Annotated in this window: 12 protein-coding genes; 5 read left to right on the top strand and 7 right to left on the bottom strand. The window is 51.3% G+C overall.

All coding sequences use genetic code 11. The annotated features are described in order from the left end of the window. Nucleotides 1-66: 66 nt before the first annotated feature. Nucleotides 67-687 (bottom strand): nuclease-related domain-containing protein, encoded by a 621-nt coding sequence (locus tag MON40_RS02230; protein WP_003780289.1) that lies wholly within the window; start codon nucleotides 685-687, stop codon nucleotides 67-69. 797 nt (nucleotides 688-1,484) lie between these two features. Between MON40_RS02230 and MON40_RS02225 the strand changes: the two genes are divergently transcribed. Next, nucleotides 1,485-1,766, top strand: coding sequence for an ArsR/SmtB family transcription factor (locus tag MON40_RS02225; RefSeq protein WP_003766347.1), 282 nt, complete (start codon nucleotides 1,485-1,487; stop codon nucleotides 1,764-1,766). A 188-nt stretch (nucleotides 1,767-1,954) separates the two neighbouring features. Then, nucleotides 1,955-2,725: an exodeoxyribonuclease III gene (xth, locus tag MON40_RS02220; RefSeq protein WP_003780292.1), complete on the top strand. Its 771-nt coding sequence runs from the start codon at nucleotides 1,955-1,957 to the stop codon at nucleotides 2,723-2,725. Between the two features lie 192 nt (nucleotides 2,726-2,917). On the opposite strand, the gene aat is transcribed toward xth, so the two are convergent. Next, nucleotides 2,918-3,643 carry a leucyl/phenylalanyl-tRNA--protein transferase gene (gene aat, locus MON40_RS02210; RefSeq protein WP_003780294.1) on the bottom strand — a complete coding sequence of 242 codons (726 nt, stop codon included), beginning with the start codon at nucleotides 3,641-3,643 and terminating at the stop codon, nucleotides 2,918-2,920. Between the two features lie 192 nt (nucleotides 3,644-3,835). Next, entirely contained in the window at nucleotides 3,836-4,333 is a 498-nt protein-coding gene (gene fur / locus MON40_RS02205; RefSeq protein ID WP_003766333.1) for a ferric iron uptake transcriptional regulator, read from the bottom strand. A gap of 158 nt (nucleotides 4,334-4,491) precedes the next feature. On the opposite strand from fur, the gene MON40_RS02200 reads away from it, so the two are divergent. Then, entirely contained in the window at nucleotides 4,492-4,875 is a 384-nt protein-coding gene (locus MON40_RS02200) for an outer membrane protein assembly factor BamE (protein ID WP_003780297.1), read from the top strand. A gap of 16 nt (nucleotides 4,876-4,891) precedes the next feature. Further along, the gene (gene dapB / locus MON40_RS02195; protein WP_003780299.1) at nucleotides 4,892-5,701 is read left to right on the top strand and encodes a 4-hydroxy-tetrahydrodipicolinate reductase; all 810 of its coding nucleotides are present in this window, start codon (nucleotides 4,892-4,894) and stop codon (nucleotides 5,699-5,701) included. 97 nt (nucleotides 5,702-5,798) lie between these two features. Here the strand turns inward: dapB and MON40_RS02190 are convergent, their stop codons facing one another. Next, nucleotides 5,799-6,749: a bile acid:sodium symporter family protein gene (locus MON40_RS02190; RefSeq protein ID WP_003780301.1), complete on the bottom strand. Its 951-nt coding sequence runs from the start codon at nucleotides 6,747-6,749 to the stop codon at nucleotides 5,799-5,801. A 350-nt stretch (nucleotides 6,750-7,099) separates the two neighbouring features. On the opposite strand from MON40_RS02190, the gene MON40_RS02185 reads away from it, so the two are divergent. Then, the gene (locus MON40_RS02185; RefSeq protein WP_003780303.1) at nucleotides 7,100-8,356 is read left to right on the top strand and encodes an AmpG family muropeptide MFS transporter; all 1,257 of its coding nucleotides are present in this window, start codon (nucleotides 7,100-7,102) and stop codon (nucleotides 8,354-8,356) included. A gap of 73 nt (nucleotides 8,357-8,429) precedes the next feature. Here MON40_RS02185 and MON40_RS02180 read toward each other — a convergent pair whose 3' ends face one another. The 3 genes from MON40_RS02180 to MON40_RS02170 all read right to left on the bottom strand — a co-directional run bounded on the left by MON40_RS02180 (nucleotide 8,430) and on the right by MON40_RS02170 (nucleotide 23,585). Beyond that, the gene (locus MON40_RS02180) at nucleotides 8,430-9,326 is read right to left on the bottom strand and encodes an IS3 family transposase (RefSeq protein ID WP_242925846.1); all 897 of its coding nucleotides are present in this window, start codon (nucleotides 9,324-9,326) and stop codon (nucleotides 8,430-8,432) included. Continuing rightward, on the bottom strand, nucleotides 9,230-9,580 hold the full coding sequence (locus MON40_RS02175) for a helix-turn-helix domain-containing protein (protein WP_003756620.1): 351 nt from the start codon (nucleotides 9,578-9,580) through the stop codon (nucleotides 9,230-9,232). The genes MON40_RS02180 and MON40_RS02175 overlap by 97 nt, the downstream gene beginning before the upstream one ends. 412 nt (nucleotides 9,581-9,992) lie before the next feature. Further along, on the bottom strand, nucleotides 9,993-23,585 hold the full coding sequence (locus MON40_RS02170; RefSeq protein WP_242925983.1) for a YadA-like family protein: 13,593 nt from the start codon (nucleotides 23,583-23,585) through the stop codon (nucleotides 9,993-9,995). Nucleotides 23,586-24,567 lie beyond the last annotated feature (982 nt).

Here is a 24,567-nt window from a genome sequence, read left to right as displayed (position 1 = left end):
AAGGTTGATGAAGTAGGTAATCTGCAATACATAAAAACCGATTATGCCCAATCCGCCCCACCCTGTTCATACATGCGATTCAAACCTCTGCCGGTTGAAAACCAAATCAAATTCATAGCCTTCCAGCACTTCCCTGATTTGCTTGACTTCTTCGGGCATCAGCACGACTTCTGTATATTGTGAAATATATTCGGCAAAATCAGAGTCTTCCGTAACATTGTCCGGCATCATGGTTTGAAATTGGCAATTACCCGGAAAAACCACCACCGAAGAAAACGCCCGCGTCGGCAGGTGGAGCTTCTCAGACAAAATCCGAATGTATTGCTGGTTTTTCAACAAAGGGTTGGGGAACAGCGTCTTGCTTTTGTGAAACTTCTGCGTCCACATCCCATTGCCGTCGTCGCCCCAAATCCTGCCCTGATAATTCGGCGTGGCAACCACGAAAATCCCGAAACAGGACACATAAACATAATCAATCTGTTCATGCTGCCCGTCCCGATAAATATCCAAGCCGCGAAACTCATGATAGACAGATTCGTCCAAGCTGCAATCCGCACGGACATTGACGGCGAAACGGCTGATAAATTGTTTGACAGGCGTATTTTTAGACAGGCAGGTTGCCAGCACAAATGCCGCTGCACAGCCCGTCAGCACAAGACCGCCCGAAGACAGAAAGTCGGTATCCATAAATGATATTTTCCCGCAAATACTGCCGCTCCTGCATGAACAGCACTCCCCATACCCCATACAGACGGCAAAAATGTTATTTTTTATAATGTATTAGCTTATTTATAATGCTAATGTAATTTTTTATGATTATAACGCAATTTATATTATTTACAATAAAAAATACCATTTGTATAAAATTTACACCGCTTATCATTTTTTGAATCAGTCATTCTTCAGACTGACATTGCCTGACCGTTTCCATCCCTTCACTTTCCAAATCCCAAAAATCTCCTGATTATTCAATCTCAAGCATTCATCATAAATTAATCTAAAACCGACGCGCAAATCTCCAAAAACCCAATCCCGCTACAAAAATAATCTGTGACATCAATCCGCCACACCTCTTTAAGTGTCGGCAAAATATCACACTCCCCGACAGCCCTTCCCTGCCTCTGTTTTCAGACGACCCCAATAATATTTCCAACCTCCCGACACAGTTCCCAAATACGACACCGCTGATAACGCTTTGTATAGAAATAGTTTCTTTAGTTTTTATAAACACAAAAATAAAATGAGAACCTTTACCCACATTCCAAAAACATATTTACCCGATTCGTTTACTGTCTCAAAAGCCGGCGAAACAACAATTATTTACGATAAATTTTAACGGACATACTCCTTTTTCACGCTGCTTGCTTTATACTTACCCGATATAAACAGTTGAATTTACGGATAAACGCAAAAAGAATCAAACTCATTTTGCCCTACCGTTTCAGCCCCTAAAAACCAATCTTATTGATAAAGAAAGCCTCACTATGGAAACCAAACGTCTCTCTTCCCTTCTCAAACTCATCGCCAACCCCGACCGCATGACCATTTTGTTCATGCTGATGGACAGCGAACGCAGCATCGCCGAATTATCCGAAGCGCTCGGACAGCCTGCGACCGCCGTTTCCAACCATCTCGCGCGCCTGCGCTCCGAAGGTCTGATCGATTTCACCCGCTACCACCGCATCATCGAATACCGTCTGGTATCCGAAGAAGCTGCCGTCATCCTCGATACGTTGCGCAATTTGGAAAACCGTAAAGCCGCCTAAAGGCTGTTGAGCCTTGTTTTCTCAAACGGATTTTTGTTTCAAAACCGGCAGCCGCCCCAATCCCTTGATGATACAATAGCGTCCCGTTTACCCAACAAAGCGGTTTTCATGAACCGCTTTTGTTTTGTCCTTATTTTGCCCGAAAAGCCCGAAACGCTTTTCAGACGACCCTCACACACGGAATCCGCATGAAAATCACCACTTGGAACGTCAATTCCCTCAACGTGCGCCTGCCGCAGGTGCAAAACTGGCTTGCCGACCATCAGCCCGATGTCCTTGTTTTGCAAGAACTCAAGCTTGACCAAGACAAATTTCCCGCCGCCGCCCTGCAGATGATGGGCTGGCACAGCGTTTGGAGCGGGCAAAAAACCTACAACGGCGTCGCCATCATCAGCCGCAGCGAACCGCAAGACGTACACGTCGGCCTGCCTACCCTGCCCGACGACCCGCAACGCCGCGTCATCGCCGCAACCGTCAACGGCGTGCGCGTCATCAATGTCTATTGCGTCAACGGCGAAGCCCTCGACAGCCCGAAATTCCAATATAAAGAACAATGGTTTGCCGCTTTGACCGAATTTGTCCGCGACGAAATGACCCGCCACGAAAAACTGGTCTTGCTCGGCGACTTCAATATCGCGCCCGCCGATGCCGACTGCTACGATCCTGAAAAATGGCATGAAAAAATCCACTGCTCATCCATCGAGAGACAGTGGTTCAAAAATCTGCTGGATTTGGGCTTGACCGACAGCCTGCGCCAAATCCACCCCGAAGGCGCGTTTTACACTTGGTTTGACTATCGCGGCGCGATGTTCCAACGCAAACTCGGACTGCGCATCGACCACCAGCTCATCAGCCCCGCCCTGTCTGCCGTGTTGAAAGACGTTTATGTCGATTTGGACGCGCGCGCGCAAGAACGCCCCAGCGACCATGCGCCGGTCGTGGCTGAATTTGATTTGTAAGGCGCAATCTTTAAAAAAGGTCGTCTGAAAACTTCATTTTTGGGTTTTCAGACGACCTTTTGCTATTCGCTTCTGACTCGAAGCCGACTCTATAGTGGATTAACTTTAAATCAGGACAAGGCGACGAATCCGCAGACAGTACAGATAGCAACGCCGTACTGGTTTAAAGTTAATCCACTATATATCTTGCCGCTATTCCAACGTTCCACCCACTACCCGCGCGCCCAACGCTTCCTTCAAAGGCAAAGCGTTCAAGCGTTGCAAGGTCGTCTGAAATTCGGCGAACGGTATCGGTTCCGAACCGAAACGATGCATATGCAGGGTATCTTGCTGACAGTCAATCAACTCGATGCCCAATCCGGCAAGAAACGGGACGGCTCGCGCGAAGGCGATTTTGGAGGCATCCGGCTCAAGGGCGAACATGGATTCTCCGTAAAACACCCGTCCGATTTGTACGCCGTAAAAGCCGCCCGCCAGTTTCAGACGACCTGTTTCATCGGGATAGAAACATTCAAACGAATGCGCGTGCCCCAAGCGGTGCAGCTCGGTATAAGCGGCTTGGAATTCGGGAACAATCCATGTGCCGTCCTGACCGGGGCGCGGAAAGGCGGCGCAATGCGCAATGACGGCTTCGAAACATTGGTTGACCGTTACCCGATAGGGTTTGTTGCGCAAGGTTTTCGCCAACGAACGCCCGATATGCAGATTTTCAGGCACGATGACGGCACGCGGATCTATGGTATGCCAAAAAAACCAGCCGTCTTCGCTGAACCACGGGAAAATCCCCTGCCGATACGCCGACAGCAGCCGTCCCGTATCCAAATCGCGGCTGATACCGACCACGCCGTCGCATTCTTCCAGCGCGGAAAACGGATCGGGGAAAGTGTAATCATTAGGGTAAAGCAAGGGGATACTCATTAAAAATCCTAAGGTATAGTGGATTCACTTTAAACCGGTACGACGTTACCTCGCCTTGTCCTGATTTAAAGTTAATCCACTATATTATTCTGATTTACAGCGGCATGATGTTCATGTTCCGCAAAAAATTTCAGACGACCCCAAATTCTCATCCGAGGTCGTCTGAACATCAAACATCTTTTAAAACGGGAATCAGCGTTTGCTCTTCGCTTGGCATTCGCCGCACACGCCGTACATATAAAGCGCGTGGTCAACGATGCGGTAGCCGTTTTCTTCCGCGATTTTGTCTTGCAAGGCTTCGATTTCGGGATTGTGAAATTCCGTTACCTCGCCGCATTTCACGCAGACGATATGGTCGTGGTGGTCGCCTTTGTCCAATTCGTAAACCGCCTTGCCGGTTTCAAAATGGTGGCGCTGCAAAATGCCTGCCTGCTCGAACTGGGTCAACACGCGGTAAATCGTCGCTACGCCGATTTCCACACCCTCTTCCAGCAAAATACGGTACACATCTTCGGCACTCAAATGCTCTTCAGCATGCGACTCGAACAAATCCAAGATTTTCAAACGCGGACCGGTAACCTTCAAACCGCTGTCTTTCAATTGCGCAATATTGCTGAATTTTTCCATAATATTCAATATCCCTGTGAAGTAATAGACGTTATAATACGCAATTTCAGCCCGCTTGCCCACTATTACGCCATAGCGGTTTGCAATAAAACCACAAGTTTTGTTTGCATACAAACGATAGCCGGCTGAAATTATAATCAAAGAGATGATTATCGTTTGCTTTTTCAAAAAATTCAAGCAATGATACCCTTCCACCCGAATTCGAACAGAAAGGCATATCCGTGAACAAACCCCTCTGTCTTGCCCTCGTCGCCCTCATCGGACTTTCCGCATGCAGCGCCGAACGCGTTTCCCTGTTCCCCTCCTACAAACTCAAAGTCATCCAAGGCAACGAACTTGATCCCCGCGCCGTCGTCTCCCTCCAAGCAGGCATGAGCCGCGACCAAGTCCAACTCCTGCTCGGCACCCCGCTGCTGCGCGACGCATTCCATGCCGACCGCTGGGACTACACCTTCAATACCAGCCGCAACGGCATCATCAAAGACCGCAGCAACCTCACCGTTTATTTTGAAAACGACGTCCTTGTCCGCGCAGAAGGCGATGCCATCCAAAAATCCATCGAAACCCTCCAAGCCGAACAAAAAGCAGCCCAAACTGCACAATAATCATTAAGGAAACCGCATGAGCGCATTGAAAATCGCCATCGCCGGCGTCAACGGTCGCATGGGGCGCGTACTGGTTGAAGCCGTCAACAACCATCCCGACACCGTCCTCTCTGGCGCACTCGAACATTCAGGCTCTGAAGTCTTAGGCTTGGACGCAGGTTTCGCCTCCGGCATCAAAACCGGCATCGCCATTTCAGACGACGTTGACGCCGTCCTCGCCCAAAGCGACGTACTCATCGACTTCACCCGCCCCGAGCCGACCCTCAAACACCTGCAAAAATGCGTTGAAAAAGGCGTCAACATCATCATCGGCACCACCGGTTTCGACGACGCAGGCAAAGCCGTCATCCGAGCCGCAGGCGAAAAAACAGGCGTCGTCTTCGCCGCCAACTTCAGCGTCGGCGTCAACCTCACCTTCCACATCCTCGACACCGTCGCCCGCGTCCTCAACGAAGGCTACGACATCGAAATCATCGAAGGCCACCACCGCCACAAAGTCGACGCCCCCAGCGGCACCGCCCTGCGCATGGGCGAAGTCATCGCCGACGCACTCGGCCGCGACCTCAAACAATGCGCCGTTTACGGCCGCGAAGGCCACACCGGCCCGCGCGATCCGTCCACCATCGGCTTTGCCACCGTCCGCGCAGGCGACATCGTCGGCGACCACACCGCCCTCTTCGCCACCAACGGCGAACGCGTCGAAATCACCCACAAAGCCAGCAGCCGCATGACCTTCGCCGCCGGAGCCGTCCGCGCCGCAGTTTGGGTCAACGGCAAAACAGGTTTATACGATATGCAGGACGTTTTGGGATTGAAAAACCGCTAAAGCGGTTTTCATCCGCATGACACAAAGAGGTCGTCTGAAAAATGTTTTTCAGACGACTTTTTGATTATTGATTGAAGACTGAACCGACCACCGCAGCTTATTGCTTACGCTTATCCCACCAAGCGAATAAGTTGCCCAAGACGGTTCCCGATACGGAGTGCCAGACGCAGGCGACGGCAGTAGCGACGGCGGACTCAGCGTTACCCGGGAAGAATTTGGCGCTCAGACCCGTGGCGAGACCGGCGTTTTGTACGCCGACTTCGATAGCGATGGTACGTTTTTTGGCGGTATTCATACCGGTCAGTGCGCCGCTGTAATAGCCGAGGATGTAGCCGCCGATATTGTGTGCGGCAATGGCGAGCACCATAACTAAGGCAGATTCGGCAAAGCGGTGGCCGTGGACGGCGGCAACACCGCCGACAATGCAGGCAAAGGCGGCAACGGCAACGGCAGGCATAATGGCGCGAACATCTTCAAACCAGTGTTTTTTGTGCAGCAACATATTGGCGGCAGAGCCGATAACGACAGGCAACAGGGTAACGAGCAACATAAACTTGAACATGCCCCAGCCGTCCATTTCGACGGTTTGTCCCACGAGGTAAGTCATCCACAGCGGCGTCATAACGGGGGCGAGGACGGTAGAGACGGTGGTCATGCCGACTGAGAAGGCAACATCGCCTTTGGCAAGGAAACTCATGATGTTGGACGAAACCCCGCCCGGGCAAGTACCGACCAAAACCAAACCCAGCGTCAATCCGGGAGATAGGTTGAAGACTTTGGCAATACCGATGGCGAGCAGCGGCATAATGGTGTATTGGGCGACTGCGCCGATGAAAATATCGAGCGGGCGTTTAGCCAAAATTTGATAGTCTTCTTTGCCTAGAGTCATGCCCATGCCGAGCATAATGATGCCGAGTACGACGACTTGCGTATCGCCTTTTACCCATGAAAAAGTCGCGGGCTCGATAAAGGCGACGATAGAAGCAAGGACGATAATCAGGGCGGTAAATCGGGTCATTTGCCGGCTGACGGCGGTCAGAAAGTTCATAGTTTGCTCCTTTGTAGGTTGTTATGTATGACAGCGATTGCCATAATTTAACGGATATTAACTTTTCTATGCAACTCTGGCAACGATAGCGGAAACAATCGGCAATTGAATAAATAAATGAATAGTCAGCACTATATTGCTGCTTGTCTCTTACTGACAGAATCTAAATTTTCAGACGACCCCATCCAGATACCAAGCAGCTCTTTGACACATATTGCGGCAATTCACGCCCTCTCATTTGTTTTTAAACCATTACAGTAGGCAATCCCGCCCTGCTACGCAGGATTTGTTACAATGTGCCTTTCTTTTTGTACTGCTCATCCATTATGACTGATTCCCAACCAAGCACTATGCAGCGGATTTTTTCGCGCAATATGCTGATTTGTATTTTTACGGGCTTCACATCGGGGCTGCCGCTTTATTTCCTGATTAACCTGATTCCTGCTTGGCTGCGCACCGAAAACATCGACCTGAAAACCATCGGTCTGATGTCTTTAATCGGTCTGCCGTTTACTTGGAAATTTATCTGGTCGCCCGTAATGGATGCCGTGCGCCCGCCCTTTCTTGGCCGCCGACGCGGTTGGATGCTGGTTACGCAAATCGGTCTGCTGCTGACCCTTGCTGCTTACGCATTCCTCAATCCGCACCAACACCTGCCCATCATCGTCGGCCTCTCCGTTGCCGTTGCTTTTTTTTCCGCCAGTCAGGATATCGTACTGGACGCCTTCCGCCGAGAAATCCTATCGGACAAAGAACTGGGTCTAGGCAACTCCATCCATGTCAATGCCTACCGCGTCGCCGCCCTCGTTCCCGGCTCGTTGAGCCTGATTTTGGCCGACATTATGCCGTGGAACAGCGTCTTCCTCATTACCTCCCTATTCATGCTGCCCGGTCTATTGATGACGCTGCTTCTTGCCCAAGAACCAAACATGCCGCCCACTGCACCGCGAACGCTGACTCAAACCGTAGTTGAACCGTTTCAAGAATTTTTCTCTCGCAAAGGCACAAAACAAGCCATCTTGGTGCTGTTATTCATCTTCCTGTACAAACTCGGTGACAGCATGGCCACTGCACTGGCTACTCCGTTTTATCTCGACATGGGTTTCAGCAAAACCGACATCGGTCTGATTGCCAAAAACGCCGGTCTCTGGCCCGCCGTTATCGCCGGCATACTCGGCGGTATCTGGATGCTGAAACTCGGCGTCAACAAAGCCCTGTGGCTCTTCGGCGTCGTACAAATCGTTACTATCCTGGGCTTTGCCTGGCTGGCCGGCTTCGGCAAATTCAGTATCATTACCCTGACCGAAAAAACAATGCTCGCAGGCGTTATCAGCGCGGAGGCATTCGGTGTCGGATTGGGTACTGCCGCCTTTGTAGCCTACATGGCGCGCGAAACCAATCCAGCCTTTACCGCCACCCAACTTGCCCTGTTTACCAGCCTATCCGCCGTACCGCGCACGTTTATGAACGCGTCAGCAGGTTTTCTGATTGAAAAGATGGGCTATGTCAATTTCTTTTGGCTGTGTTTTATATTGGGGATTCCTGGGATGTTGCTGCTATTTAAAGTTGCGCCTTGGAACGGAGATAAAAAAGAACAATCTGCTTAAATATGCCACCAAATTTAAAGGTCGTCTGAAAACTGAACTGGCCCCCAAATCTTGGACACTCATAAAAGCCTATTCAGGCGCTCTGTGCAAGCTGGGTTCTGTATGCGACAGGACTCAGCTTTTTCAATTTCAAACTGCAACGCTCCCGGTTGTAGTAATCCATATAGTCATCTATCTGCTTCATCAATTCATCTACCGTCAATTCACCTGCGTTATAGAAACACTCCGTCTTTAACACCGCAAAGAAGCTTTCCATCGGCGCATTGTCCCAACAGTTCGCCTTTCGCGACATGCTTTGAACCATGGAATACTCCGCAAGCAATTCCCTATATCCCGACGTACGGTACAGCACGCCTTGGTCCGAATGCAGCATCGTTCCTTTAGCAGTCAGACGGGGGGCGGCTTTTTCGAGCATTTCCTTCACCATTTCGCTGTCGGCTCTGCGGCTCATGGCGTAGGCGACGATCTCGCGGTTGAACAAGTCCAAGATTGGCGAGAGGTACAGTTTGCCGTCCTTCCCTTTGAGTTCGGTAACGTCGGTCAGCCATTTTTCGTTGGGCTTTCGGGCTTTGAACCGGCGTTTGAGGAGGTGTTCCGATATTTCGCCCATGGCGGGATGGCGGTAGGCTTTTTTCGCCCGTATGAGGGCTTTCAGTTCCATCTGCTTCATCAACCGCGCCACTTTTTTGCGGTTCCAACCCAATGCTGCGGCAATGCGCCTTTGTCCGTAGCGTCCTTTATGCCGCCGGTAGGTTTCGACAAGGAGGGCTTTGTCGGCTGCTTCGGGATCGGGTCGGTCTTGGTGATGGTAGTAAAAGCTGCTTTTGGGCAGGTTTGCGATGTGCAGCAGGTATTTGAGCGGGTGTTGCGCCCTCAGTGTTTGGACGGTTTGGCTTTGTCCTTTGCGGTCTGCTTTTGGCTGAGGGCTTTTAACTCCTTTAGGTAGGCGACCTCTGCGCGCATATAGCACAGTTCTTCAATAAGCTCTGCCTGTGTTTTTTCTTGGTCGGGTTTATCTGCGATGAAGGGGTTTTTGCGGTGTTGGGGCATGGTTTTGGATTGGGGATGTTCGAGTGCGCCGATACCGCCTTCTTGATAGGCGCGTATCCATCGTCTCAGGTGGGTTCGGGAAATGCCGTAGTGGTCTGCGGTACGTTGTTGGCTGCGTATATGCAGGTAGTGGAGTACGGCTTGGTATTTGAAGTGTAATGTATATTTGCTCATAAAAAAACTGCACCTTGTGAGTTGGAGGGGATGTGTCCAACTTTTGGGGTGCAGTTCAAACCAATGTATCCGGTTTCAGACGACCTTTTTTACAACAATGCAAATCAAGAATAGAGAAAACAGTCAAGCAAATATAGTGGATTAACTTTAAACCGGTACGGCGTTGCCTCGCCTTAGCTCAAAGAGAACGATTCTCTAAGGTGCTGAAGCACCAAGTGAATCGGTTCCGTACTATCTGTACTGTCTGCGGCTTCGTCGCCTTGTCCTGATTTAAATTTAATCCACCATATAAATCCTCTCTCTTCGCAATTTCTTCCTTCGCACTCTCCTTGTTCACATAAAAAAAGGTCGTCTGAAACCCTGTTTTGGATTTCAGACGACCTTTGCTTTGCTTCAGCTAAGAGCCGTTAGCTTACCACTGGTACAACGCACCTGCTCCGACACCGACGTGGCCGTCTGTGTTGGCAGAGAAGTTGCCTTTAACAACCCAGTTACCGCCGTCGCTCATCGCAGACACGCCGATTGCCATGGCGGATTGACCACCGTAGTAGCCGCTACCCACGCCGATACCGGTTGCACCCGGACGGGTTACTTGCGGAATCGAGCCTTGTGCAATCGCACCTGCCACGCCTGCATAGGCTTTTTTGCCGACGCGTTCGATGTTGTTTTGCAGGGCGTTACCCACGCCGGCGAGCTGGTTCAGGTTGACCGCATCGGTACCTTCTTTCGCCGGAGCGACGTTGGTGATGCGTTGTCCGCCGTTGTTCAGACCGATCGGGCTGAGGCTGACAGTATTCGCCGGATTATGGGCGGTCGGTGCAGCGATGCTGACACCTTGCGCGTTAACGGTTACACCGCCTGCGGTTACGCTGGCTACGTCGAGTTTATCGGCAGTAGCAACGTTGTACACGGTCTGTCCGCTGTTGCCGGTCGTTTGGTTAACGACGACATTCTTACCTGCGGTAACTTCGGTTTTCGCCGCCGTCGCTTGTGTCGCTACATTGGCAATCGCCTGATTGGTGTAATACAACTGGCTGCCGTTGATCGCATCGGTCGAATCCGCAGATACCACACCTGCCGCCACACCTTGTACCTGACGGGTCTCGTCCGTACCGTTGCCGACGGTGACGACACCGGCGACTTTGTTCGCGGCGGCAGCCGAACCTGCTTTGCCTGCCACGGCTTTGTCGTTCAGGCCGCCGTAGGTGTAGGCTTCGCCTTTGGCCGCATCAGCCGTATGGATGCCTTGGGTTTGGGCGCGGTCGCCGAGGTAGACGGAGTCTTTAACCGTGGCTTTGATGTCGCTGCCCAGTGCGTAGGCGTTGTCGGCGGATACGTTGTTGTTGTTACCGATGGAGTAAGCGCTGTTGCCGCTTACTACGGTCGGGTCACCGATGGCGCCGGAGTTTTTGCCGCTGACGATGTTGCCGGTACCGATGGCGATGGTGTTCTCGGCGTTGGCTTGGGCGCCTTTACCAATAGCGATGGCGTTGGTGCCTTTGGAAGCGGCTTGGTAGCCGACTGCCGTGGCGTATGCGCCGCTCGCGCTGGAGTCTTCGCTGTTATAGGCCTGTACGTCGGGGTTCACTTCGCCGTCGTTGGTATGGAAGAACTTGATACCTTGTTCGTTCATACGGCCTACGGCTTCGATGACGTTGTTGGTCACGTACATGCCTTGGTCTTCGACGTTGTAGGTCACGAGGCTGTAACCGTTGGACTGGGCGATCTTGGTCTCGTTCGTAACGTTGGTCACGTTCGGATTGTTGCTGTTGTCCACCAGGGTAATGTTTTTGATATTACCCAAGCCTGCTTTGCCGTCTGCTTCGACTGACGGCGGTGCGGTGTTGACGTTGCCGCCGTTGCTGCCGATCAGTTCGTAAACCTGGTGCAGTTGTCCGCCGTTGACGGCATCGGTGCTGCCTGCGGCGACGGTGCCTGCGGCGACGCCGGTCACTTTCTTACCGCCTGCGTTGATACCGTCGGCAGTGATGTTGACATCGCCTGCTTTCAGACCGTCTTTACCCAGCGCCACTTTGTCGCCGACGTTGACGCCGTTGTTGTTCACAACCGTATCTCCTGCTTTGACGCTGTCTACTTTCAGGTCTTTGTTGAGACCGACCTGAATGCCGTTCGCGCCTGCGGTGGTGGTGATGTTGGCATCGCCTTTAACCGCAACGGTATCGCCCAGTTTGTTGGCAACGGTCGTACCGCTGTCGCCTGCGAAGCTGATGCCTTTGTTGTCTACTGCGTCTTTCGCCGCTACGCCTTTGGCGATGTCGGCTTTGACGGCTTTAGACAGGTCAACCGCGTAGTCGGTTACGTTGTTGGCGTCTTTGTTGCCTTTAGTCACGACGATATTGTCGGAACCTGCGGAGACGCTCGCGCCGTCTGCGTTCACGGTGTAAACGGTTTGACCGTTCGCACCTTGTTTGCTGCTCACGCTGGCGATGTTGGTACCGGCTTCGACTTCTGTCTTAGCAGCAGCGGTCAGACGGTTCAACTGTCCAACATTTACTGCATCAGTATCTTTCTTGCCTTCAGCAACGTTACTGATGGCTTTGTTGCCTGCATTGATACCGTCGGCAGTGATGTTGACATCGCCTGCTTTCAGACCGTCTTTGCCCAGTGCCACTTTGTCGCCGACTTTGACGCCGTCGTTGTTCACAACGGTATCGCCTGCGCTGAAGCTGTCGGCTTTGAGGTTAGGTGCGGTCGCCACTTTGTAAGTGGTGCTGCCGTCGGCATTTTGCTCTGGTGTGACGACGATGTTGTCGTTGCCGCTGTCCACTTTGGACGTGGCTTTCGCTGCGGCTGCTTTAAGCTGTGCAACGTTCACTGCGTCGGTGTCGGCTTCGCCTGCGGCGATGTCGGTGACTTTGTTGCCGCCGTTGTTCAGACCGTCTTTGGTCAGGCTGACGGGCTTGCCTGCTTTGCCGTTGCCCACAGTCAGTCCGTTGTCGGTCAGTACGCTGCCGCCTACGGTCACTTTGTCGAAGGAGACGTCGTCTGAAGTCGCTACGGTGATGTTCTTACCGTCGCGGCTGACTTTGACGTTTTTGCCTTCTTTGAAGGTTACGGTGTCGCCTGCGGCAATTTTTTCAGACGAGGTTTCGTCGTTGGCGTTCAGGTTCCAGCCTTTGTCGGCAGTTTCTTTCACTGCGGCAATGGCGTCGTGAACGTTGTCTTTGCCGGTACCGCCGATGTCGGTGGTGGTCACGTTGCCTTTGTCGTTGGCCGCGTTACCGCCGAGCAGGTTCGCCAGGTTGGCTTGGGCTGCGTTCAGCTGCTCTTCGCTTGCGGCTTGGCCTTTAGTGGCAAAGTCCGCACCGCCCAGAGTGGTGTTGCTCAGACCGGAAATCAGACCGGCGGTACCGTCGATTACGAGCGGTTTGTTGCCGTTGCCTGCTTTGCCGACGGTAATCTTGTCGGCCAGCGAGAAGCCGATGCCGTTTTCGTCGGCGCGGGTCAGGATGTTGCCGTCGCCTTTGACGCTCAGGCTGTCACCCAGTTTCTTCGCACCGGTCGTGCCGTTGTCGGCGGCAAAGGTCAGGCCTTTGTTGTCCACCGCGTCTTTCGCCGCGACGCCTTTGGCGATGTCGGCTTTGGCTTCGTCGGTCAGGTCGAGGGCGTAATCGGTAACACCGTCGGCGTCTTTCGCACCTTCGTTGACTTTAACCGCACCGCCCGCCGCTTGGCTGAGAGTGGTCTTGTCGGCGTTAACGGTGTACTCGGTGTTGTTGCCGTCCACTTTTTCGCTGACGGTAACGTTCTTGCCGGCAACGACGGTGGTGGTTTTTTCAGTGGCGGCGAGTTGTTCGTTCAACTGGGCGACGTTGACGGCGTCGGTGTCTGCCGTACCTTTGGCTACGTTGGCAATCTTGTTGCCGCCGTTGTTCAGACCGGCATTGGTCAGAGACACTTGGCTTGGCGAACCGTCCGCACCGATCTTCAGACCTTCTCCGCTCAGTACGCTGTTGCCGGAGATGAAGCTGTCGGCCAGTACGGTAGTAGCGGAAACCGTACCGAATTCAACGTCGTCTGAAGTCTCAACCGTCAGTTCTTTACCGCTGCGTTTCACTCGGATGTTCTTACCTTGTTTCACGGTCACGGTGTCGCCTGCGGCGATGTTTTCACTGTCGCTCTCAGCTTCGTCGTTGGCTTTCAAGTTCCAGCCTTTACCTACGATCTCTTTAACTGTTGCAATCGCGTCGTGAACATTGTCTTTGCCTGTACCGCCGATGTCGTTAGTAGCTACGTTGCCTTTGTCGTTGGCCGCGTTACCACCAAGGAGTTTCGCCAGGTTGGCTTGAGTTTCGTTCAACTGTTCTTCAGTTGCAGCTTGACCTTTAGTAGCGAAGTCCGCACCGCCCAACGCTTGGTTGGTCAGTCCGCTGACAATGCCTTCTTTACCGTCAATCACTACCGGTTTACCGCCGTTCGCTGCGTCTTTGCCGATGGTCACTTTCTCGGCCAGGCTGAAGTCGATTTCTTTGCCTGTACCGCTTGTGGTAACGATGTTCTTGTCTTTGCTTGTGTAGGTAACGGTGTCGCCCAAGTTCACTTTTTCAGACGACCCGTTGTCCGCAACGATGTTCAGACCTTTGCTGACTTCTTCGCCCACTTTGTCCAAAGCGTCTTGAACTGTACCAACAGCATCATGTTTCGTACCGTCTGCTTTAGTTACAGTAAAGACAGGAGCTTCAATCGCACCAGTAATCGGGTTGATGCTGCTATTCAACGCTTTGGCAATCGGGTTCAGCTGGCTGACGTTAACCGCATCAGTGTCTGCCACACCTTTGGCTACGTTGGCGATTTTGTTGCCGCCATTGTTCAGACCGGAAGTAGTCAGAGACACTTGGCTCGGAGAGCCGTCTGCACCAATCTTCAGACCGTCGGTAGTCAAGACGCTGTTGCCTGCGATAACACTTTCGGCAACCACGCTGGTCGCTGCCACTGAATCAGCTTTGACATGATCAAACTCAACGTCGTCTGAAGTTTCAACCGTCAGATCTTTGCCGCTGCGTTTCACTCGGATGTTCTTACCTTGTTTCACGGTCACGGTGTCGCCTGCGGCGATTTTTTCGCTGTCGCTGTCGGCTTCGTCGTTCGCTTTCAGCTTCCAGCCTTTCTCGGCAGTCTCTTTCACTGATTTGATCGCGTCGTGAACGTTGTTCGCTCCAGTCTCGCCGATGTTGTTGATCGTAACGTTGCCGTTGTTGTTGGCTGCCTCACCACCCAAGATGGTCTTCAGGTTCGCTTGGGTTTCGTTCAGCTGCTCTTCGGTCGCAGCTTGACCTTTGGTGGCAAAGTCCGCACCGCCCAACGTTTTGTTGGTCAGTCCGCTCACTGTACCGGTCGTACCGTCAATCACAACCGGTTTTTGACCTGCTTTGCCAACGGTAATCTTGTCAGCCAGGCTGAAGTCGATTTCGTTGTTCGCTACGGTCGTCACGATGTTCTGGTCTTTGCTCGTGTAGGTAACGGTATCGCCCAAGTTCACTTTTTCAGACGACCCGTTGTCCGCAACGATGTTCAGACCTTTGTTCAACTCTTTACCAACCTCGTTCAATGCGTCTTGAACGGTGTGTACAGGGGTACCCGCCGTACCGTCGGCATGATTGACGGTAAAGTTGGGCTCTGCGATAGAACCATCCGCACCAACAGTCGTATTTAGCGCTGTTGCCAACGGTTTGATTTGGCTGACATTCACTCCGTCGGTGTCTTCCGTACCTTTGGCTACGTTGGCAATCTTGTTGCCGCCGTTGTTCAGTCCGGACTTGGTCAGGGATACGGGATTGGCTCCATTGGCAATGGTCAGACCATCAGTCGTCAGTACGCTGTCGCCTGCGGTAACTTTAGGCGTAGTCAGTCCGGTAGTGGTCAGTTCGCTGTTGCCGACTGTCACTTTGTTGAATGCAACATCGTCTTCAGTCTCAACCGTCAGCTCTTTACCGCTGCGTTTCACTCGGATGTTCTTACCTTGTTTCACGGTCACGGTGTCGCCCGCAGCGATTTTCTCGCTGTCGGTCTCGTCGTTCGCTTTCAAGTTCCAGCCTTTGTCAGCAGTTTCTTTAACTGCGGCAATGGCTTCGTGGACGTTGTCTTTACCTGTACCACCAATGTTGTTGGTCGTAACGTTGCCGTTGTTGTTGGCTGCGTTGCCGCCCAAGATGGTTGCCAGGTTCACTTGGGTAGCATCCAGCTGGGCTTCGGTCGCGGCTTTGTCCGATCCGGCCAATGGGGCGCTGCCCAATGTGGTGTTGGTCAGTCCGCTGACAATGCCTTCTTTACCGTCAATCACGACCGGTTTGCCGCCGTTCGCTGCGTCTTTGCCGATGGTGACTTTCTCAGCCAGGCTGAAGTCGATCGCTTTGCCTGTACCGCTTGTGGTAACGATGTTCTTGTCTTTGCTTGTGTAGGTAACGGTGTCGCCCAAGTTCACTTTTTCAGACGACCCGTTGTCCGCAACGATGTTCAGACCTTTGTTCAACTCTTTACCAACCTCGTTCAATGCGTCTTGAACGGTGTGTACAGGTGTACCCGCTGTACCGTCAGCATGATTGACGGTAAAGTTGGGCTCTGCGATAGAACCATCCGCACCAACAGTCGTATTCAGCGCTGTTGCCAACGGTTTGATTTGGCTGACATTCACTCCGTCGGTGTCTTCCGTACCTTTGGCTACGTTGGCAATCTTGTTGCCGCCGTTGTTCAGTCCAGACTTGGTCAGAGATACGGGATTGGCTCCATTGGCAATGGTCAGACCATCAGTCGTCAGTACGCTGTCGCCTGCGGTAACTTTAGGCGTAGTCAGTCCGGTAGTGGTCAGTTCGCTGTTGCCGACTGTCACTTTGTTGAATGCAACATCGTCTTCAGTCTCAACCGTCAGCTCTTTACCGCTGCGTTTCACTCGGATGTTCTTACCTTGTTTCACGGTCACGGTGTCGCCCGCAGCGATTTTCTCGCTGTCGGTCTCGTCGTTCGCTTTCAGGTTCCAGCCTTTGTCAGCAGTTTCTTTAACTGCGGCAATGGCTTCGTGGACGTTGTCTTTACCTGTACCACCGATGTTGTTGGTCGTTACGTTGCCGTTGTTGTTGGCTGCGTTGCCGCCCAAGATGGTTGCCAGGTTCACTTGGGTAGCATCCAGCTGCGCTTCGGTCGCGGCTTTGTTCGATCCGGCCAATGGGGCACTGCCCAATGTGGTGTTGGTCAGTCCGCTGACAATGCCTTCTTTACCGTCAATCACGACCGGTTTGCCGCCGTTCGCTGCGTCTTTGCCGATGGTGACTTTCTCAGCCAGGCTGAAGTCGATCGCTTTGCCTGTACCGCTTGTGGTAACGATGTTCTTGTCTTTACTTGTGTAGGTAACGGTGTCGCCCAAGTTCACTTTTTCAGACGACCCGTTGTCCGCAACGATGTTCAGACCTTTGTTCAACTCTTTACCAACCTCGTTCAATGCGTCTTGAACGGTGTGTACAGGTGTACCCGCTGTACCGTCAGCATGATTGACGGTAAAGTTGGGCTCTGCGATAGAACCATCCGCACCAACAGTCGTATTCAGCGCTGTTGCCAACGGTTTGATTTGGCTGACATTCACTCCGTCGGTGTCTTCCGTACCTTTGGCTACGTTGGCGATTTTGTTGCCGCCGTTGTTCAGACCGGACGTAGTCAGGGACACTTGGTTCGGAGAACCGTCTGCACCGATCTTCAAACCTTCGGTAGTCAAGACGCTGTTGCCTGCGATGACGCTGTCGGCAACCACACTGGCAGCTTCTACGGAATCAGCTTTGATATGAGTAAACTCAACATCGTCTTCAGTCTCAACCGTCAGCTCTTTACCGCTGCGTTTCACTCGGATGTTCTTACCTTGTTTCACGGTCACGGTGTCGCCCGCAGCGATTTTCTCGCTCTCGGTCTCGTCGTTCGCTTTCAGGTTCCAGCCTTTGTCAGCAGTTTCTTTAACTGCGGCAATGGCTTCGTGGACGTTGTCTTTACCTGTACCACCAATGTTGTTGGTCGTTACGTTGCCGTTGTTGTTGGCTGCGTTGCCGCCCAAGATGGTTGCCAGGTTCACTTGGGTAGCATCCAGCTGCGCTTCGGTCGCGGCTTTGTTCGATCCGGCCAATGGGGCGCTGCCCAATGTGGTGTTGGTCAGTCCGCTGACAATGCCTTCTTTACCGTCAATCACGACCGGTTTGCCGCCGTTCGCTGCGTCTTTGCCGATGGTGACTTTCTCGGCCAGGCTGAAGTCGATCGCTTTGCCTGTGCCGCTTGTGGTAACGATGTTCTTGTCTTTGCTTGTGTAGGTAACGGTGTCGCCCAAGTTCACTTTTTCAGACGACCCGTTGTCCGCAACGATGTTCAGACCTTTGTTCAACTCTTTACCAACCTCGTTCAATGCGTCTTGAACGGTGTGTACAGGTGTACCCGCTGTACCGTCAGCATGATTGACGGTAAAGTTGGGCTCTGCGATAGAACCATCCGCACCAACAGTCGTATTCAGCGCTGTTGCCAACGGTTTGATTTGGCTGACATTCACTCCGTCGGTGTCTTCCGTACCTTTGGCTACGTTGGCAATCTTGTTGCCGCCGTTGTTCAGTCCAGACTTGGTCAGAGACACTTGGTTAGAAGAGCCATCTGCACCGATCTTCAGACCGTCAGTCGTCAGTACGCTGTCACCTGCGGTAACTTTAGGCGTGGTCAGTCCGGTAGTGGTCAGTACGCTGTCGCCTGCCTTCAAAGTCTCGGCAGTTACACTGTTCAACGTAATGTCGTCTTTCAGTTTGACTTTAATGCCGTCTGTACCCGCTTCGGTAACCACATTTTTGTTGTCGCCTTTAATTGCCAGCGTTTCATCCAGTTTTTTGGTTACGGGAGAGCCGCTATCGCCGTTAAAGGTAATACCTTTGGTGTCGACGGCTGTTTTTGCATCCACGCCTTTTTGAATCTCGGCTTTGGCGGCATCTGTAAGATCAAGTTCGTAGTTGGTGGTTTTGGTTTGGTTACTGTTTGTCGATTCAGTCGGATTCAATGCCAGCTTACCGTCAGATTTTACGCTCACAGTCGTTTTATCGGCATGAACGGTATAAAGTGTCTGATTACCAGTAACTTGAGAAGCAACATGGGTATTATCGCCTGCCGCTACGATGCTGATTTTCTCGCTGTCGGCAACGGCTTTATTGATGGCATTGGCAACATCAGTTGCGGTAGCAAATGCATCGCCTGCTGTATCCGCACTGATTACGCCGCCAGTACCTGCTGTCAACGTAGATTTATTGACATTGAACGCGACGGTGCCCCCTTTGTTTTCGGCAGTCGTACCTGTGCCATTAACGAAGTTCAGCGTTGAATCGTCTTTAGTCAAGGTTTTAGCATCTGTGCCGTTGACTTGTACGCCGATGTTTTGCAATGCGCTGTCGGCTTTTGTCAAAGAGGCTTTGGTTTTGTCTGACAAATCCAGATTGTAGGTAGTGACATTAGTAGTTGGATTTTCAGACGACGTCAGTTTCAGACCGTTGTCTGCGCCTTCCGCAGAGACAGCCGCACCTTTGGCATTGACGGTATAAATCGCCTGACCGTCCGCGCCGTCGGTTTTCTTCACTTCGGCAACATTCGTACCTGCTTGAACCTCGGTTTTCGCGGCTTTGACTTGTTTATAGCTTGCTGCGTCATTATCTGCCACGCCGTCGGCAATGTTGGTAACCTTGTTGCCGCCGTTGGAGAGTCCACCCGCAGTCAGGCTCACAGGGTTGCTGCCGGAACCGATGGTTACACCGGAGCCGTTAACGGTCGTGCCAGCAGCAGTTACATCGCCGCTGAAAGCCGCAGAAGTCAGTCCGGTCAATTCTTTTGCCAGTTTGACGTTCAATGTGCCGCTGTTTTTGTCCGCAACGACGCCGATATTGTTTTCAGACAGTTTGTCCGCATTGTTTTGTCCGCCTTTAACGGCTACGGTGCTGCCTAACAAGCGGTCGATTTTCTCACCTGAATCACCTTCAAAATATAAAGGCGTACGTACAGCCTTACTCAAAGCAGTGAGCGCATCACCCACTTTGTTGTAATTAGCTACGCTTGCAGTCGAAGGGTCGCCTGAAATAACGTTGTAAGTCGGTGCAGTAATCGTGCCGTCCGGATTCACTTTCGTACCGATGGCTTCGGCGATTTTGTTCAACTGGGAAACATTGACTGCATCATTGGCTTTTGCGCCATCCTTCACATTGCCGACCGTGGTCGGAGTAGTAGTTTGCGGATCGGTCGGATTCAATGCGGCAATGGTTACATCGTCTGTGTATTCCGTATTGTCGTCAACATGTTTGAACGATACGGTTTTCACGCCCGTACCCGGAGCGACAGTTACTTCACGTCTCAGAATTCTGCCGTCTGTACCCACATAAGAGAACGGCGCATCATTATTGACGGTCGTCAGCGTGCTGACGCGCAGGTTTGCCATCGCATCTTGCAACTGACCCAGATTAACCGCGTCGCTGGCAGTATCGCCTTTGGCAACATTGGTAATCTTGTTGCCATTCATGTCCAAGCCGCCCTTAGCGGTAACTTTGCCTGTGAATTCAGGCGCATCAACGGTATTGATGCTGACAGTCGCACCGCTCTGACGCAGGGCAATATTTTTGCCCGCTTCCAGCGTAATGGTTGAACCGCTGGTAACGTCTTGCAGTGTATGGTTTTCCGATACGCCGTTGGTACCACCAGTCTGCGCTATCGTCAGTTTGAATGGTTTGTACGCATTAGTATTCAGCTCACGGATAGCCGCATCGATGGTATTTTGACCTGTACCGCCGATGTTGCTCATTGTAAAGCCGCCATCTTCGCCGACTGCGGCATCTCCACCCAATACATTTTTAACAGTTTTGGCAGTATTACCCAAAACGTTTTGTACCGCGTACAGCTGGCTGCCGTTGATGGCATCAGTAGAAGTGTTAGAGATTTCGCCCGGAGCAACGTTTTTCAGTTGACGTTCGTAGCCTGCCGAACCGAAAGACACTTGGTCGCCGGAGGTAATATGGTTACCGCCTGCAAAACCTGAGTATTTCAGATTGTTGACAGTAGCTTCGTTGACGCTGGTTGCATCGGTTGCAGTCGTACTGCCCGCACCGATTGCGACAGAGTTACCTTTGGTGGCTTTCGCGCCCATACCGAATGCGGCAGAGGCGACGCCTTCAGCGATCGTACCCGTACCAAAGGCTGTGGATAATTGGCCTATTGCCTGTGATTTAGTACCAATGGCTACCGCAGCTTCGCTTGAAGTCGTATGAGTATAACTGCCGGTTACCATCACATCACCGGTATAGTCTTGATAAACCTCTTTAACCGTTTTACCCCCCGTACCGTCTACAGTTTTCACTGCAACGGTATCCCAGTCGTCTGCACCGATGGCGATAGAAGAATTGCCTTTTGCATCTACATTGTTACCGATGGCAGTAGATTGATCACCCCATGCATTGGCATATGCACCGATAGCAACAGTTTGATTGGTATCTTGATTGGATGCGGACATTGCCGGATTGGTTGCAGAAGCGTTATAGCCGATGACGACAGAGCGCGAGTTATTGGATCGCGCATCTTCACCGATAACAACCGCACTGTATTTCAGGGCTGTTGCATTATTACCGATAGCAACTGCTGCAGCTTGAGCAGCTTTGCTGTTTGTACCGATAGCAATGGAATTGGTATCGTCCGCGTTGGCGTTGTTACCCAAAGCTATGGCATTGGCTTCGCGGGTATGGCTGCTCAAACCAAGCGCCAAAGAAGCCGCACCGTCTGCATTGGCAGCACGTCCTAACGCGATAGAATCAATTTTCCACGCATTATTGCCAGAGCCGATAGCAATAGTATTTCTTTCGTTGGCCTTTGCGCCCTCGCCTACAGCTACGCTGGATTTACCCAAGGCTTTAGCACCTTGACCGCCCGCAAACGTGTTTTCGCCATAAGCATTTGCTTGTTGACCGATAGCAACTGCATTCTTACCACTGGCTGTACTTTCAGAACCAACGGCGACTGAACTTTCACCCGTAGTCTCACCATTAACATCAGGATCAGAGCCTGCTGCCGCCTCAACGGTAGCCTTATTACCCATTACAACCGCATTGTTTGCAGCCGCTTTGGCTTCTGGACCGGCGGCAATCGCGTTTTCTCCTGTCGCGCCGTCATTGTTGTAGTTGGCTTTTGTTTTATCTGTGCTATTTACACTATAAAAATGAGTTTGCGATGCGGCAGTCAGTTTGCCGTTTTCGATTTTGACAGTTTCTCCGTCCACTTGGACGTCGTATTTGACTTTAGTATTACCATCTGCTTCAGTCTCAACAGTAACGGTAGTTGCATTGCCGTCGGCAAACTGCACGCTTTCGCCGGGCGTAACAATGCCCTTCGCCGCGCCCGAATTATCTTTGACGGCAAAGCCTTGGTTGACGTAAGTATTGAGATTGGTCAGCGCGCCGCCCACACTGGTTGCGGCTGCCGTATTGAATTTGGTTGTACTGCTGCCCGCTGTATTCGGTGTCGCATTACCTTTGAATACATCATAAGACGGCAGCGTTACCGTACCTTGATTGTTTGTAGGATCAATGCCCACAGCCGCGCCGCCGCCCAATGCATTGGCAACCGCTTTGGCGATATTGCCCGAGCCAGCATGAAGCGCGTAAAGCTGGCTGCCGTTAATCGCATCGGTAGAAGTTGCAGTGATTTCACCTGGTGCGACATGTTTAAGTTGACGCTCATAGCCCTCCGAACCGAAAGAAACTTGAGAACCTGAGGTAATATGTGTCGTTCCCGCAAAACCGCCGTAAGTAATACCGTTGACTGTCGCAGTCGTTACAGCCGTTGCATCGGTATTGGTGTGCGAACCCGCACCGATGGCGACAGATTTATCCTGACTGGCAGTTGCGCCCGCACCAAACGCTGCTGCACCAAGACCTGTGGCAGTCGTACCAGAACCAAAGGCAGTAGAAAGCACCCCATCCGCATAGGCTTTTACACCGACTGCAACGGCGGCATGATTGGAAGTCGTACCCTTAAAGGTAGAGTTAGTATCAAATACCATTTCTTTGCCCGTCAGCGATTTATAAATATCGCTTACTTTTCGGTTATTATGTCCAGAAGTGGTAACCAATTTATCTCTGACTATATTCCAATCGTCGCCACCGATAGCAATAGATGAATCCCCTTCTGCACGGGTATTGTTACCAATGGAAGTTGATTGCGTACCTGAAGCAATAGTATCCGGACCGATGGCAACTGCCTGGGTAGCACCTATTGCTCTTGCAGTCCAACCGATGGCAAGGCTTTGTTTAGTGGCTGCTTGCGTCAATTTAGTACCTTCAGACCTACCAATGGCAATAGAATCTTCTCCCACTGCTTGCGTACCAGCACCGATAGCAATCGCATGGTTTGCCTTCGCTTGTGCTTCCGTACCCACAGCAATTGCATTGTTACCTCGCACTGTTAAGTTACTACCCACACCGATGGCACCATTACCTTGAACACCTTGATTCGCCATTCTGCTCGAATCATTGTTACCAATCGCAATGGCGCCTATTCCATTAACAGTAGTATCCGCACCAATCCCTATTGCCTTCGTTCCATCCGCACGGAGATTGACACCGATGGCAATAGCATTATTGCCGTTAGAAATTGTTGTATGAGTCGAATTGGGAGCAATTGCCAAACCACCATTGATTTTAGCTTGAGCATTATGACCGATAGACATGGAACCTGCTCCGCTTGCGGAAGTCGATCCTGTACCAATAGAAAGTATTGCCCCACCCGTTACCGACCCTTCCGGAATCACTGCCCAAGCCCCTTCGGAAAATCCCAATAATGCCGCGCTCAACGCCGTCAGTCTGAATAAGGTTTTCAGACGACCTTCCTCTGAGGCGCGCACATCCCCTTCAGCACCTTCGCTGCTTGATTTGACACGTCCCTTCGCCAATTCGGAAGTAACGACGAAAGAGCCGATGGTACGGTTCCATACAACTTTGAAAATCTTATTCATAACAATCTCTCTTGGTTGGATTTATTAAAAAATATCAGATTGGATTCAAACATATACAATCAAAACAAGACGCACTCCCCGCACTGCCCCGCCGTCGGATCTTCTTCTTCAGGCACACACGGATTTTATGAGGCAGGCATTCATTTATTTTGTTTATATATTATTGAAAACTAATCAAGCTGACGTTAATTGTCACTTAGATACAATTTTTAGAACATATCTATATCTGAGGAAATAGTGTTTTAAGCTAATTAACCTTACCGTTTGTTTAAAAAAATCCCCGATAATCCGTAACTTTGCTTTTAAAATTAACACTTATTTACCAAAAAATATAGAACTATGACTTTTACCCTGCAATTACCATGCCAAAGATGACATATCTGATTCATGCTTTCAGACTTCCATAAAGCATTTATACTAAAATGAAAAAATGCCGTAAGCGAATTTTGAAAAAAGGTCGTCTGAAAATAAACTGCAACAAGATCATGGACATCGCGCCCTCTGTTCTCCATAAAAAAGAGCGTACTCGATACACTCTTTCTGCTTCTGTCCGCTTCTTTGGCGACATTTTGCGGATTTAAATGGGACAAGATTTTTTGCCGTGATTTCCGAGTCGGTTGAAATCCTACGGGTAAGGTTTGGTTTGCGGGTTTCTGTTGAACGCACTTGATGAAAAGTAGATACCCGCCTGCGCAGGACAACGGGAGGGGTTGGAACCGTCCTCTTTATAGTGGATTAACTTTAAACCAGTACGGCGTTGCCTCGCCTTAGCTCAAAGAGAACGATTCTCTAAGGTGCTGAAGCACCAAGTGAATCGGTTCCGTACTATCTGTACTGTCTGCGGCTTCGTCGCCTTGTCATGATTTAAATTTAATCCACTATATTTCACGCTGTATCACAACCGCCCATTTTCCGATTGGATTAATAAGCAACAAAGCCGCCATTGCGACAAAAAGGTCGTCTGAAACCTAAATTTTGGGTT

It is taken from the genome of Neisseria macacae ATCC 33926 (assembly GCF_022749495.1).
Classification (GTDB): domain Bacteria; phylum Pseudomonadota; class Gammaproteobacteria; order Burkholderiales; family Neisseriaceae; genus Neisseria; species Neisseria macacae.
Note: the sequence above shows the minus strand (reverse complement) of the source record. Positions and strands in the feature narration are given on the sequence as shown.